We start from the raw sequence: 14,505 nt of genomic DNA, 5'->3' as shown, positions 1-14,505 counted from the left end.
TCGCTGTGTCAGTGTCTCAGGGTCAGTGTCGCTGTGGCAGTGTCGCAGGGTCGGGGTGTCCCAGCCGCAGCGGGGCTCAGGCGTCCGGCGCTGCCGGGGCCTTGCCGGCGAGTACCCGGTAGCGCCGCACGAAGGGGAACTGGAAGGTGGCGCGGCGGGGCAGCGCGTAGGCGAGCAGCGCCGCGATGGTGAAAACGATCGCCTTGTCCATGGGGTCGGAAATCAGTGCCTGCTTGGTGATGGCGGCCAGGAGGGTGTCCCCCATGGCGCGGAAGGCGCTGACGATCGCCCCGGTACCCAGCCCTGACGTGCCGCCAAAGACGAACGCGGCGATCGGGGCGGAGACGACGCCGGCCAGGATGCCGGTGACGAAGCCGGCGACGGGGGCGAGGTAGAAGCGGCGGAACAGCCCGCCGCGCGCGGCCATGCCGGCGAGGAATCCGATCAGGGCGGCACCGGCGGCGAACGGCAGAACGGTGGGGTTGAAGAAGGACCAGACGATGCTGCTCAGCGCGCCCGTGGCGGCACCCGCTGCGGGTCCGGCGAGGACGGCGATCAGGACGGTGCCGATCGCGTCAATGTAGAACGGCAGGCCCGTGCTGCCCATCAGCTGTCCGAGGACCACGTTCAGGACCAGCGCCACCGGGATGAGGACCACGGTGGAGGTGGGCAGCGCCGGCAGGACGGCCACAATCAGCAGCACAGCGCCGAGCAGGAAGCCGCCGAGGGCAACGAGGGCCGAGAAGCTGGCCGGGCCGTTGGCAATGTCAGCGGGCTGGGTCAGCACCAGGAAGATGTAGGTGGCGGCGATCGCGGCGGCGCCGGCGATTTCGAGCAGGCGGCGCCTGCGGCCGGCCGCCTGTCCAGGGGCAATGATGGTGAGGGCTGGCTGTGACATGAGGGGTGTTCCTTTGGCTGGGTACAACAAGTTCCGCCTCATGTCACCTCGGCGCAGCTACCATCCTAGCGAGCGGCGACCATTCTAGCGATCTGCAGACCCGTCCGGGCACTCCCCGCATTGGCCCAGCCGTACTGACCGGTTTCAGGCCACCGGCGCCCGGGGGCCCACCGCGCGCGCAAGGGCGCCGATCGAGGAAATCAGTTCGTCGAAGCACTGCCCGGGGTTGTTGTCAGAGACGATCCTGACGTTCGGCGCCAACCCCCACAGCCCGCGGAAATCGGCCACCGTGGTGCCGATCAGCAGGGGCGAATCCGTTTCGACGTCGACCGTGGCCAGCCGGGTGGCGAACGGTGTGCGCCCCGCTGCAGCGCAGGCCGCGAAGGCGTCGTGCACGTGCGCCACATAGCCTTGGTCATAGAGGCGGTGAAATTCCATGTAGAAGCGCAGGGCGTCGGACAGGCAAGCGACGAGGGGGTTCCCGGACTGGCTCCGCTGGCCTTCGGACTGCTCCGGGAGGACGAGTTCGGGCTCCGGTGCACCGGCGGCCTCGCCAAGTCGGCGCAGGTGCTCCGGGTGCATCTCGATCCGCTCGGTCATTTCCAGGGCACACAAGATCGGCAGTTTGTCCTCGGGCAGGCCCCGGTAGGCGGCAAACACCTCCTTGGCGGCATGCGGATCCACCGAGGTGTTCCATTCGGCCGTAGGGGTGGTGTTGCCCTGGTAGTAGAAGCTGCCGCCCATGATCACAAGTCCCTTGAGCAGCCGGGGAAGTTCCGGTTCCCGGCGCAGGGCCAGGGCGAAGTTGGTCAGCGGTCCGGTGATCAGGCCGGTGAGCTCCCCCGGGTGCGCCCGCACCTCCTCGACCCAGACGTCGACGGCGTGCCGCGCCGAGATCTGCTGGCGCGGCGGCGGCAGCTCGGCATAGCCGATGCCCTGCGGCCCGTGGGTCTCCTCGGTGGTGACCAGCGGGATCTCCAGCGGGACCTCGGCGCCGATGGCCACCTCGATGCCCTCGCGGCCGCAGAGCTCCAGCAGGGCCAGGTTGTTCAGCGCCACCTGACGGGCCCCGACGTTCCCGGCGGTGCACGTGATCGCCTGGACGTGGACCTCGGGCCGGGACAGCAGGTAGACCAGGGCCAGGGCGTCGTCGATCCCGGTGTCGACGTCCATCAGGATCGAATGCGTCACGGCAGGTACCGCCGCCCCGGCGCTTGCAGCACTGTTCAGACGATCAGTGTTCAGACCTGGACCGTTCAGAACAGCGCCACCTTAAGCGTGCGCGGGAAGAGGTCGTCCAGCTCGGCGAGGTCGGCGTGGCTGGGTTTCCAGGCCACGGCGGCGGCGTTCTGGCGCACCTGCTCCGGCGTCGTGGCGCCGGCGATGACGCTGCTGACGGACGGCTGGGCGGCCAGCCAGGAGAAGGCCACCTGGACTTCGTTGAGCCCGCGGTCGGCGGCGAACTTGCCGAAGGCACCCAGCTGTTCCCAGTCGGCGTCGTGGACCAGGTTGGTGCGGGTGTGGCTGAGCCGGCTTCCCTCGGGGGCCCGGCCGGCGGAGTATTTGCCGGTCAGCAGGCCGTTGGCGAGCGGGAAGTACGGCAGGACGCCCAGGCCGTAGGCCTCGGCCGCCGGGGTCACCTCGAGTTCGGCGCGCCGGTCCAGCAGGTTGTAGTGGTTCTGGCTGGAGATGAAGCGGGCTCCCCCGCGGGCGCGTGCCACGTACTCAGCCTCGGCGATCTGCCAGCCGGCCCGGTTGGAGTGGCCGATGTAGCGGACCTTGCCGCTGGTGACGAGGTCATCGAGGGCCGAGAGCGTCTCGTCGATGGGCGTGAGCGGGTCCGGGGTGTGGAACTGGTAGAGGTCGATCCAGTCCGTGCCGAGCCGGCGCAGCGAGGCCTCCGCCGCCTTGATGATGTAGCGGCGGGATCCGCGCGCACCAAAGTCCTCGCCGTTGGCGCCGCGCATGTCCATGCCGAACTTCGTGCCGATGACCGCATCGTCGCGGCGGGAACCGAGGGCCTTGCCGAGCATTGACTCACTGAGACCGGGCTCGCGGCCGTAGGCGTCCGCGACGTCAAAGAAGGTGATCCCGGCGTCGAGCGCCGCATGCACGACGGCGTCGGTGCCTTCCTGCGATTCGGTCACGGTCCCGGACCGGCCCAGGTTGTTGCAGCCAAGTCCCACGACAGAGACGGACAGTCCGGAATTTCCAACGCGGCGGTATTCAGTCATGGTTTTAGCCTATATCGCCCCGGCGGGTGCCCCGGCCAGGCCGCCGCGGGCGGCGGAGAAGCGGGACCCCGCTACCCTGCCGGCAGCTTCAGCCCGTGCTCGTCCATGGCGTCCTGGAGCTGCGCGAGGGTGCGAGGGCAGACGCCCGGCATCCCGGCAAGCCGGCGCCGGCCAAGCTGCACGAGGTGTTCGAGGGTCTCGACCCCCGCGTGCGCGAGCGACTTTCGCGCCGGCGCCGCGAGTCCCGCGGGCAGCGGGGTGCAGCCTGGTTTCGAGGGTTTGCGCGTCATTGCGTTGCCTTTCAGTCCGTGCCCCCAAACTGGTGTGAGCCGTGCCCGGCTCCTTGCCCGTGCTGCCTACAGCGTGAAGCCGTTTGCCGGCTTCGGCGAGTGCTTGAGCTTGAAAGTATCCTCGCCAAACGGCGCGGCGCCAATGCTCAGTTTGGTGAAGTCGAGGTCTTCGCCGCGGACGCAGACCTTGATGGCGTTGACCGTCTTATTCACGTCCGGGGTGAGGCAGAAGATGTTGAGCCGGGCGTCGGAAAATTCGCTGCGGTCCACGATCCCCAGGCCCCGCCAGGCCAGATGGCTGATCAGGGCGTCTTTGGCTTTTTCCTCGAGGTACCGGTCGCGGCTGGTCCCCTCTTTGGTCTTCAGCGCGTACTGGGCCACAACCCAGGACTGTTCCTCCGCCGGAATTTCGGCGTAGCCGTCCTCGGCGCATTGCGCCGCGAAGGCGTCCATGAGGCGCTCCGCGGCCTCCGCGTCCGCGACGTCGGTCTCGTCCGTCTTGCTCTGGTGTCCGACGACGCCGTAGTTCATCACGAACTGGCTGTAGTCCTCATCAAACCAGGCCTCCCTGAAGTGCAGGGTGCCCTCTTCGTCGCGCTTGTAAACTCTGATAATTCCACTCATATGCCAGTTCCTTCCTGGGCCGTCCGGCGCCGGATTCAGTGGCGCCCACGGGTAGTGCTCAACGGATGTGCTGGCTACAGCTGCGGGATGCTGCCGGTGCTGGGGTGTTCCTGGCCGGGCAAGGGCCGCGCAAACGGCACCTTGGTGCCCAGGACCTGGGCGACGACGTCGTGCGTGATCTGCTGGGCGGTCAGGCCCACGCGTTCGAGCACCTGGCTGCGCGTGCCGTGTTCGAGGAACTCGACCGGCAGGCCGACCTCGTTGAGGGCAGTGTCCACGCCCGCGGCACGCATCTCCTGGCGGATCCGGGAGCCGACGCCGCCGGCCCGCACACCGTCCTCGATGCAAATGACCAGGCGGTGGCGCGCGGCGAGATCGATGATGGACTGCCGGACCGGGAGGACCCAGCGGGGATCCACCACCGTGGAGCTGATGCCCTGGGCACCGAGCCGGCCGGAGACGTCCAGCGCGAGTTCTGACATGGCGCCCACGCTGACGATCAGGACGTCGTTCTCGCTCGAGCCCGCGGGCCGGCGGGCCAGCACGTCCACGCCATCCTCCAGGCGTTCGACCGCATCGACTTCGGGGCCGACGTTGCCCTTGGAGTAGCGGAGCACGCTCGGGGCGTCTTCAATGGCCACAGCCTCGCGCAGTTCCTCCCGCAGCCGGGTGGCGTCGCGCGGCGCGGCGAGGTGCAGCCCGGGGACGATCTGGACCATGGCCATGTCCCACATGCCGTGATGGCTTGCGCCGTCGGGTCCGGTGACGCCAGCCCGGTCCAGCACGATCGTGACGCCGGCTTTGTGCAGGGCGACATCCATCAGCAGCTGGTCGAAGGCACGGTTCAGGAACGTCGCGTAGACCGCGACCACCGGGTGCAGTCCCCCGAACGCCATGCCGGCAGCCGAGGTGAGGGCATGCTGCTCGGCGATGCCGACGTCGAACACGCGCTCCGGGTGCCGGGCGGCGAACTTGTGCAGCCCGACCGGAATCAGCATGGCACCGGTAATCCCGACGATGTCCTGTCGCTCGTCGGCGATGTCGGCGATCTCGTCGGCGAACACCGCGGTCCAGGACTTCGCGCCACCGGCTTCGGTGGGTGCGCCGGTCTCCGGATCGATGATCCCCACGGCATGGAACTGGTCCGCTTCATGGGCGCGGGCCGGGGCGTAGCCGTGGCCCTTTTCCGTCATGGCGTGCACGATCACGGGGCCGGCATAGTTCTTGGCGGTGGACAGGGCGTTTTCCATGGCCTGGAGGTCGTGGCCGTCGACGGGACCGATGTACTTCATGCCGAGGTCCTCGAACATGCCCTGCGGGGCCCACCAGTCCTTGATGCCCTTCTTCATGGCGTGCAGGCTCTTGTACGTGAACTGCCCCGCGGGGCCGCCCTTCTGCAGTTTGCGCTTCCACCACTCGAGCGTGCCTTCATAGGAGGGGGCGGCCCGGAGGGAATCGATGGTGGGACGCAGGGACGCCAGGTAGTCGGCGAACCCGCCGACCGTCGGGGCGTACGAGCGGCCGTTGTCGTTGACCACAATCACGACACGGCGTTTCTTGTCCGCCGCGATGTTGTTGATCGCCTCCCAGGCCATGCCGCCGGTCAGGGCGCCGTCGCCCACCACCGCGACCACGAAGCGGTCGCCGTCGCCGGTCAGCTGCCGGGCGCGCGAGATGCCGTCGGCCCAGGACAGCGAGGAGGACGCGTGCGAGCTTTCGACGATGTCGTGCTCGGATTCGCCGCGGTCCGGGTAGCCGGACATGCCGCCCTGCTGGCGGAGCGTGCTGAAATCCTGCCGTCCGGTGAGGAGCTTGTGCACGTAGGACTGGTGCCCTGTGTCGAAGACAATGCTGTCGCGGGGGGAATCGAAGATCCGGTGCACCGCGATGGTGAGCTCGACGACGCCGAGGTTCGGGCCCAGGTGCCCTCCCGTCCGGGAGACGTTGCCGATCAGGAAATCCCTGACCTCGGCTGCCAGCTGATCCAGCTGCGCCCCGGACAACTTACTCAGGTCCTGCGGATTCCGGATGGTCTCCAAGATTCCCAACGGCCCCTCCTTCGGGTGGTAGACATGCCTTTTAACTCTAACGCCTCCGGGCGGGCCGCCGCGCCGGAGGCCAGCACCGGTGCCCTGCACGCTTCACGCTCTCCGCTCCCCGGCTCCAGATCCAGCACCCGCGGCCGAAACCGGGAACGCAACGGCCCCGGCCGGTCAGTGACCGGCCGGGGCCGTTGCATGCGTTACCGGAGCGTGCCCGGCAGCTCCGCTAGTGTGCGGAGATCTGGCGCAGGACGTACTGCAGGATGCCGCCGTTGCGGTAGTAGTCCGCCTCGCCCGGGGTATCGATGCGCAGCACGGCGTCGAAGGACGTGACGGAACCGTCTTCAGCGGTGGCCGTGACCTTGAGGGTCTTCGGCGTGGTGCCGTCGTTCAGGGCGGTGACGCCCTCAACTGCGTAGGTTTCCGTGCCGGTCAGGCCCAGGCTGGCGGCGTTCTGGCCGGCCGGGTACTGCAGCGGGAGGACACCCATGCCGATCAGGTTGGAGCGGTGGATGCGCTCGTAGCTCTCGGCAACGACAGCCTTGACGCCCAGGAGCGCGGTGCCCTTGGCGGCCCAGTCACGGGACGAACCCGAGCCGTACTCCTTGCCTGCCAGGACCACCAGCGCGGTGCCGGCAGCCTGGTAGTTCTGTGCGGCGTCGTAGACGTAGGCCTGCGGGCCGTCGGCCTGGGTGAAGTCGCGGGTGAAGCCGCCCTCCACGCCGTCCAGGAGCTGGTTCTTGATGCGGATGTTCGCGAACGTGCCGCGGATCATGACCTCGTGGTTGCCACGGCGTGAGCCGTAGGAGTTGAAGTCCTTGCGTTCCACACCGTTGGCCAGCAGGTACTGGCCGGCCGGGGTGTCCGACTTGAAGGAACCGGCCGGGGAGATGTGGTCCGTGGTGACGGAGTCGCCGAGCTTGAGCAGCACGCGCGCACCGGTGATGTCCTGGACCGGCTCCGGCTGGGCCTTCATGCCCTCGAAGTACGGGGGCTTACGGACGTACGTGGACTTCTCGTCCCAGGCGAAGGTGTCGCCGGCGGGGGTGTCGAGCGCCTTCCAGCGATCGTCACCCTCAAAGACGCCTTCGTAGCCGCGGGCAAACATTTCCTTGTCGATCGAGGAATCGATGACCTGCTGGACCTCGACCGGGTTCGGCCAGATGTCCTTCAGGAAGACGTCGTTGCCGGCCTCGTCCTGGCCCAGGGCGTCGTTGTCGAAGTCGAAGTCCATGGTGCCGGCAAGGGCGTAGGCGATGACCAGCGGCGGGGAGGCCAGGTAGTTCATCTTTACGTCCGGGTTGATCCGGCCTTCGAAGTTGCGGTTGCCGGACAGCACGGCGGTGACGGAGAGATCGTTGGCCTGGATGGCCTCGGAGATCTCGGCGTCGAGCGGACCGGAGTTGCCGATGCAGGTGGCGCAGCCGTAGCCCACGATGTAGAAGCCGAGCTTCTCCAGGTAAGGGGTCAGGCCCGACTTGTTGTAGTAGTCGGTGACTACCTTGGAGCCGGGAGCCACGGAGGTCTTGACCCACGGCTTGGACGTCAGGCCCTTGTCGACGGCGTTGCGGGCCAGCAGTGCGGCGGCCAGCATCACGGACGGGTTGGACGTGTTGGTGCAGGAGGTGATCGAGGCGATCGACACCGCGCCGTGGTCCAGCTCGAACTCGCGTCCGTCCGCGGTCTTGACGCTGACCGTGTTGGACGGGCGGCCGTTGGACTTCGGGCCGTGCGCGTGCGGGGCCACGTCACTCAGGTGCGACGCTGAGGCGGTGAATGAGGGCGAGTCCGAAGCCGGGAAGCTTTCGTCGATCGCTTCGTCCAGGCTTCCGCCGGCCAGGTCTTCCTTCACGTAGTTGCGCAGGTCCTCGCGGAACTGGGCCTTGGACTCGGTGAGGATGATGCGGTCCTGCGGGCGCTTCGGGCCGGAGATCGACGGAACAACCGTCGACAGGTCCAGCTCGAGGTACTCGGAGAACTTGATCTCGCGGGAGGGATCGTGCCAGAGGCCCTGTTCCTTCGCGTAGGACTCCACGAGGGCGACGTTCTCGTCGGACCGGCCGGTGAGGCGCAGGTAGTCGAGGGTGACGTCGTCGATCGGGAACATCGCGGCGGTGGAGCCGAACTCCGGGCTCATGTTGCCGATCGTTGCACGGTTGGCCAGCGGCACAGCCGCGACGCCTTCACCGTAGAACTCGACGAACTTGCCGACCACACCGTGCTTGCGCAGCTGCTCGGTGATGGTCAGGACGACGTCGGTGGCGGTGGCGCCGGCCGGGATGGAGCCGGTGAGCTTGAAGCCCACGACGCGCGGGATGAGCATGGACACGGGCTGGCCGAGCATGGCAGCCTCGGCCTCGATGCCGCCAACGCCCCAGCCCAGCACGCCCAGGCCGTTGACCATGGTGGTGTGCGAGTCGGTGCCGACGCAGGTGTCCGGGTAAGCGCGGACAACGCCGTCGACTTCACGGGTCATAACGGTGCGGGCCAGGTACTCGATGTTGACCTGGTGCACAATGCCGGTGCCCGGCGGGACGACCTTGAAGTCGTCAAATGCAGTCTGGCCCCAGCGCAGGAACTGGTAACGCTCACCGTTGCGCTGGTATTCGATCTCCATGTTGCGCTCCAGTGCGCCGGAGTTGCCGAAGGCGTCAATCTGGACCGAGTGGTCAATGACCATTTCGGCCGGCGCCAAGGGGTTGACCCGCTTCGGGTCGCCGCCGAGCTCCTTGACGGCCTCACGCATGGTGGCGAGGTCAACGACGCAGGGCACGCCGGTGAAGTCCTGCATGATCACACGCGCCGGCGTGAACTGGATCTCGGTGTCGGGCTCGGCGCTGGGATCCCAGCCTGCCAGCGCACGGACGTGGTCGGCCGTGATGTTGGCACCGTCCTCGGTCCTCAACAGGTTTTCAAGCAATACCTTGAGGCTGAACGGAAGGTTCTCTGCACCTTCGACGGAGTTCAACCGGAAAATTTCATATTCGGTTCCGGCTACATTAAGTTTGCCTTTTGAACCGAAACTGTCCACAATGCTCATTCGCAGGACTCCTCTCGCAACAGTTTCATCTTTGTCGCGCCGCAGGACCCTTGCTAGTTAGGGCGGCCTAACTAATACAGGCATCAGTACAACGTGGTACGCAATGCAGGTAAGAAACGCAGGGAACGGCCGTTACATCAACACCAGTCAAATTAAAAGCAGCGGTGATGGAGCGCGACGACGGACTACTACGCCCATCCTAGTGGCATCACGGTTGAGGAGTCAGCAACGCCACAGTCTCCATGTGGTGGGTGTGCGGGTACAGGTCGAAGGCACGCAGCCCGGCCAGGCCCCAGCCGCCCTGCCGGAAATAGCCCAGGTCGCGGGCGAACGAGGCCGGATCGCAGGAGACGTAGGCGACGGCCCGGGGACCGGCGTCGATCAGCTGTTTGACTACCGCCTTACCGGCACCTGCGCGTGGCGGGTCCAGGATCAGGGCGTCGAAGTTGCGCGGTTTCTGCCGCAGCACGCGCTCCACACGGCCCTGGACGATCTCGACCTGGGCGGCGTCGTGCAGGTTCTTGCGTGCATCGCGGCTGGTTCCGGGTGCTCCCTCGACCGAGAGCACGGATCCGGTCACGCCCACGGCATCAGCCAGCGGTGCCGTGAACAGCCCGGCCCCGGCGTACAGGTCCGCCACCACCGAGCCCGGCGCGAGGTAGCCGCCGTCGTGCAGGAAGCCGGTGACGGCGCCGACGAGTGTCTCCGGGGCATCCCGGTGGATCTGCCAGAAGCCGTCGCCGGTAACCCGGTACTCGTGGCCCGCGGCCGACTCCTGGACGTAGGTGCGGCCGCGCAACTGCAGCACCTCGCCGGTGGCCGGGTCCAGGCTGGCGACCGAGACGTCGTCGGGCAGCTGGGCCAGGATGCCGCTGAGCCGCTTGGACCGGGTTCCCGGGGCTGGCACCAGCAGCACCAGCGGCCGGGAGCCGTTCGCCGGGGCGGCAACCTCGATCCGGTCGATGCCCTGCAGGTCGATGTCCCAGAGCCGGAGCGCGTTGATTCCGTCCACGGCCAGCGGCATCTCGCGCACGGGCAGGATGGCATCGGAGCGGTGGGCGTGCATGCCGAGCTTGCCGGCCTGTGTCACGGCGAAGCCGGCGCGCGTGCGCCAGCCCAGGCCGGACGCGGCGGACTCCCCCGCACTGCCGGCATCCTCCGGCGCGCCTGCGCCTGCGCCGGCGCCTGCCGCCTCGCCGACGGCCTCGACTGTGATCTGCTCTGCCGGCGCAAGTTCGACTCCGGCCAGCCGCTTGAGTTGTTCGGCCAGGACCTCGGCCTTGAGGCTGCGCTGGCGGGCCAGGGAGATGTGGCCGAGTTCGGCGCCGCCGACGGGCGGGTGCCGGTGCGACCAGGAACGTGCGGAATCGGCGAGGTCCCAGAAGTGCGACACGCGGTCCGGGGAGGCCTCCAGGACCTCCACCACATCGGCGCGCCAGAATTTCGCGGCCGGGCCGTCGTCGGTGAGCCGGACGCGGACCTTTTCGCCGGGAATCCCGTGCCGGACGAAGATGACGCGTCCCTCGTGCCGGGCCACACAGTGGCCGCCGTGGGCGACGGGTCCGACGTCGAGCGTCAGCTCGGTGCGGGTCTCGGTGTGGGCGTGCGTCCGGGTGTCGGGGGTCATTGGATATCCTGCAGTTTCTTGGCTTCTTCGGACGATTTCAGCTGCCACGGCACACTGCACACCATGACCCCGGGCTCGAAGTGCAGCCGGGTTTTGATGCGCAGCGCGGTCTGGTTGTGGACGAGTTGCTCCCACCATTTGCCCACGACGTACTCCGGGATGTAGACCACGATCAGGTCGCGCGGCGAATCGCGGCGCATGTTCTTGATGTAGTCCATGATCGGGGTCACCGTTTCGCGGAACGGGCTGGCCAGCACGGTTAGGGGTACCGGGATTTCGAGCTTCTCCCAGTCCGCAACAGTCGCCTCGGTCTCCTCGGAGCTGATGTCCACGGTAATGGCGTCCAGCCGCGACGGGCGGGAAGCCCGCGCGTAGGCGAGGGCGCGCAACACCGGCTTGCGCACGTGCGAGACGAGCAGCACGGCGTGCACCCGGGTGGGCAGCGCACGCGGCGAGGAGTCCTCGTCCACGGCGAGTTCCTTGGCCACGTTGTCATAATGCGCCCGGATGCTCCACATGATCAGGAACAGCACGAACATGGCCAGCAGCGCGATCCAGGCGCCCTGCGAGAACTTGGTGATCAGGACGATCACCAAGACCAGGGCGGTCATGCAGAAGCCCACCGTGTTGATGGTCCGGGACTTGATGATGCGCAACCGCACGGCAGGTTCCTTGGAAAGCTTCAGCTCCCGGCCCCAGTGCCGGATCATGCCCAGCTGGCTCATCGTGAAGGAGATGAATACGCCCACGATGTAGAGCTGGATGAGCTTGGTGACGTCGGCGTTGAAGGCGATGATCAGCACCAGGGCGCCGGCCGCCAGAGCCAGGACGCCGTTGCTGAAGGCCAGCCGGTCGCCACGGGTCCGCAGCTGGCGCGGCAGGTAGCCGTCCTGTGCCAGGATCGAGCCGAGCACCGGAAAACCATTGAACGCCGTGTTGGAGGCGAACACGAGGATGACGCCGGTGGCGGCCACCACGATGTAGAACGGGATGGACCCCTCGCCGAAAACTGTCTGCGCGATCTGGCTGATGGCCGGGTTCTGGATGTACCCCTCTTCCAGCGGTTTGCCGTTCAGGAGGAATTCCGTCGCCGGATCCAGCACAATGTGCACCTTGGTGGCGTTGGCCAGGTAGATGATGCCCGCGAGCATGGCGGAGGCAATCACGCCGAGCAGCAGCAGTGTAGTGGCCGCGTTCTTGCTCTTGGGCTTCTGGAAGTTGGGCACACCATTGCTGATGGCCTCGACGCCGGTCAGGGCCGCCGCACCGGAGGAGAAGGCACGCAGCAGCAGGAACGCGCCGGCCAGACCGACAAGTCCTTCGTCGAAGCCCGGCTCCGGCACAATCTCGAACGCCGCCGAGGGTGCCTGCCCCAGCTGGCCCGTCACGGCCTGGTAGATCCCGACGGCGGTCATGCCCAGGATGGAGGCCATGAAGATGTAGGTCGGGACGGCGAAGACACTGCCCGCCTCCCTGATGCCGCGCAGGTTCACGAGGGCCAGGATGATGACGCCGATCGTGGCAATCGCCGCCTGCTGTCCGTGCAGCGAGGGCACGGCGGTGGTCAGGTACGTCGCGGCCGAGGACATGGACACGGCCACGGTCAGGACGTAGTCGACCAGCAGCGCCGAGGCGACGGTGAGGCCGGCAAATTTGCCGAGGTTGACGTTGGCGATCTCGTAGTCGCCGCCGCCGGAGGGGTAGGCGTGGACGTTCTGGCGGTAGGAGGCCACCACGGTCAGGAGCACCACCATGACGGCGAGGCCCACCCACGGGGCGATGGCGACGGCGCTCACGCCGGCGATGGCCAGGGTCAGGAGGATTTCGTCAGGGGCATAGGCCACTGAGGACAGTGCATCCGAGGCGAAAATGGGCAGCGCGATCCGCTTCGGCAAGAGCGTGTGGGCCAGACGGTCGTTCCGGAAGGGCTTGCCTACCAGCACCCGCTTCACGGCATTGAAAATTGTCAGCACCACACAAAGCTAGTCTGATTCGGACGCGATGTCATGACGGCGAAGTCGGCGTGTGCAAGGGCGCCGGCCGGCGTCCCGTGCCCGTGGCCTTCCGGGACCGCGTGGCCGGTAGAGTTTTACGCAGTATCAGACGCAGAACCAAGAGGAGGCCCATGTGGCGCACTTCGTGATCATGGGTTGTGGCCGTGTCGGGGCAACCCTGGCACACACGCTCGAGGACGCCGGGCATTCGGTGGCCATCATCGACCAGGATGACCGCGCTTTCCGGCGGCTCCGCACAGGATTTTCCGGACGGAAGGTCACGGGGGTCGGGTTTGACCGCGAGACGATGAAGCGCGCCGGCGTCGAGGAAGCCTATGCCTTCGCGGCGGTTTCCAGCGGCGACAACTCCAACATCCTCGCCACCCGGGTGGCGCGGGAGACCTTCCACGTGCCCCATGTGGTGGCCAGGATCTATGACCCGGGCCGCGCCGAAATCTACCAGCGCCTCGGCATTCCCACGGTCGCCGCGGTCCGCTGGAGCGCCGACCAGGTGCTGCGCCGCATCCTGCCCGAACAGCACATCGCCGGTGACTTCCGGGAGCCCTCGGGCCGGCTGGTGCTCGCGGAGGTTGACCTCAACCCCGACTGGATCGGGCACCCGATCTCCTCGATCGAGAAGGCGGCCGGCATCCGGATCGCATATCTGACCCGGTTCGGTGAGGGCATGCTGCCCGCTGCCGCCACGTCTTATCAGGACGGCGACACTGTCCACGCCATGCTGAACGTGGACCGGAGCTCCGAGATCGGCCACATTCTCGCCAAATCCCCCGCCAAGGAGTCCTGAGTGAAAGTCGTCATCGTCGGTGCCGGAAGCGTCGGGTCCTCGATCGCCCGCGAGTTGTTGGCCCACAAGCACGAAATCCTGCTGATCGACGAGAAGCCGGAGGTGATCGGCCGGAGCGGGCTGCGCGGAGCCCACTGGCTGGTCGGTGATGCCTGCGAGCTGAGCACGCTGCAGGACGCCAAACTCGAGGACGCCGACGTCGTGGTCTCCGCCACCGGTGACGACAAGGTCAACCTGGTGGTCTCGCTGCTGGCCAAGACGGAATTCGGTGTCGGGCGTACCGTCGGCCGGGTCAACAACCCCAAGAACGACTGGATGTTCGACGACTCCTGGGGCGTCGACGTCGCGGTCAACACCCCGCAGCTGATGACCGCCCTGGTGGAGGAGGCGGTGGAGATCGGCGACCTGGTGCGGCTGCTGACACTGCAGACCGGGGTGTCCTCTCTGGTGGAGTTCACGGTCCCGCACGACTCGCATGTGATCGGGCTGACCGTGGGCGATGTCCAGTGGCCCGAAGACGCCACCCTCGTCGCGATCCTGCGGGACCAGGCGCCCATTACGCCGAGCCGCGACGACGTGATCGACGGCGGCGACGAACTGTTCTTTGTCACCACGATCGCGGCCGAGGACGACCTCCGCGCCCTGCTGGCGCCCGAATCACCGCTGGAGGACCAGCACCCGGTGACCTCGGACCAGCACGGCCACGGCACCCAGCCGGCCGGGGACGACGGCTTCGACGGCTAGAGCAGTTCCGCTCCCAATAGTTGCACTATCAGATATGGCCGTTCCCGAAGTCTGGGAACGGCTGTGGAGTCTCATGACTTAATGGACGTTTCTGTCTCAAGACATCGTGGACAGTGTGTCTCAGGACATCGTGGACACTCGGACCGGTTTTGCTCGGGTCATGAGCAAAATGCACCCCGATATCAAGATCCGGCATTTGGTGGCGAC

Annotated in this window: 11 protein-coding genes; 2 read left to right on the top strand and 9 right to left on the bottom strand. The window is 67.2% G+C overall.

Features of this window, described 5'->3' with window-relative positions:
* Positions 1-76: 76 nt before the first annotated feature.
* The 9 genes from AC1DGD_RS13820 to AC1DGD_RS13780 form a co-directional block, all read right to left on the bottom strand.
* Positions 77-898 carry an ECF transporter S component gene (locus AC1DGD_RS13820; RefSeq protein ID WP_476851495.1) on the bottom strand — a complete coding sequence of 274 codons (822 nt, stop codon included), beginning with the start codon at positions 896-898 and terminating at the stop codon, positions 77-79.
* Positions 899-1,042: 144 nt separating this feature from the next.
* On the bottom strand, positions 1,043-2,071 hold the full coding sequence (locus AC1DGD_RS13815) for a nucleoside hydrolase (RefSeq protein WP_230009738.1): 1,029 nt from the start codon (positions 2,069-2,071) through the stop codon (positions 1,043-1,045).
* An 83-nt stretch (positions 2,072-2,154) separates the two neighbouring features.
* Positions 2,155-3,132: an aldo/keto reductase gene (locus tag AC1DGD_RS13810; RefSeq protein WP_476857155.1), complete on the bottom strand. Its 978-nt coding sequence runs from the start codon at positions 3,130-3,132 to the stop codon at positions 2,155-2,157.
* A gap of 71 nt (positions 3,133-3,203) precedes the next feature.
* Positions 3,204-3,422 carry a helix-hairpin-helix domain-containing protein gene (locus AC1DGD_RS13805; RefSeq protein ID WP_026537002.1) on the bottom strand — a complete coding sequence of 73 codons (219 nt, stop codon included), beginning with the start codon at positions 3,420-3,422 and terminating at the stop codon, positions 3,204-3,206.
* 66 nt (positions 3,423-3,488) lie between these two features.
* Positions 3,489-4,046, bottom strand: coding sequence for a hypothetical protein (locus AC1DGD_RS13800; protein ID WP_476857154.1), 558 nt, complete (start codon positions 4,044-4,046; stop codon positions 3,489-3,491).
* 74 nt (positions 4,047-4,120) lie between these two features.
* Complete coding sequence (gene dxs / locus AC1DGD_RS13795) at positions 4,121-6,094, bottom strand: 1-deoxy-D-xylulose-5-phosphate synthase (protein WP_476857153.1); 1,974 nt, start codon at positions 6,092-6,094, stop codon at positions 4,121-4,123.
* A 220-nt stretch (positions 6,095-6,314) separates the two neighbouring features.
* A complete protein-coding gene (locus tag AC1DGD_RS13790) occupies positions 6,315-9,128 on the bottom strand; it encodes an aconitate hydratase (protein ID WP_476851491.1) in 2,814 nt (937 codons plus the stop codon).
* A gap of 208 nt (positions 9,129-9,336) precedes the next feature.
* Positions 9,337-10,755, bottom strand: a complete 1,419-nt coding sequence (locus AC1DGD_RS13785; RefSeq protein WP_476857152.1) for a class I SAM-dependent RNA methyltransferase — start codon at positions 10,753-10,755, stop codon at positions 9,337-9,339.
* Positions 10,752-12,728, bottom strand: coding sequence for an APC family permease (locus tag AC1DGD_RS13780; RefSeq protein WP_476857151.1), 1,977 nt, complete (start codon positions 12,726-12,728; stop codon positions 10,752-10,754). Before AC1DGD_RS13780 ends, AC1DGD_RS13785 begins: the two co-directional genes overlap by 4 nt.
* Positions 12,729-12,882: 154 nt before the next feature.
* Between AC1DGD_RS13780 and AC1DGD_RS13775 the strand changes: the two genes are divergently transcribed.
* Positions 12,883-13,554 (top strand): potassium channel family protein, encoded by a 672-nt coding sequence (locus AC1DGD_RS13775; protein ID WP_079553719.1) that lies wholly within the window; start codon positions 12,883-12,885, stop codon positions 13,552-13,554.
* Positions 13,555-14,298 carry a potassium channel family protein gene (locus AC1DGD_RS13770; RefSeq protein WP_018772421.1) on the top strand — a complete coding sequence of 248 codons (744 nt, stop codon included), beginning with the start codon at positions 13,555-13,557 and terminating at the stop codon, positions 14,296-14,298.
* Positions 14,299-14,505: the final 207 nt, after the last annotated feature.

This window comes from Arthrobacter sp. 05T45, assembly GCF_056395875.1.
The sequence above is the reverse complement of the archived record's forward strand: the minus strand, read 5'-3'. Positions and strand labels throughout refer to the sequence as shown.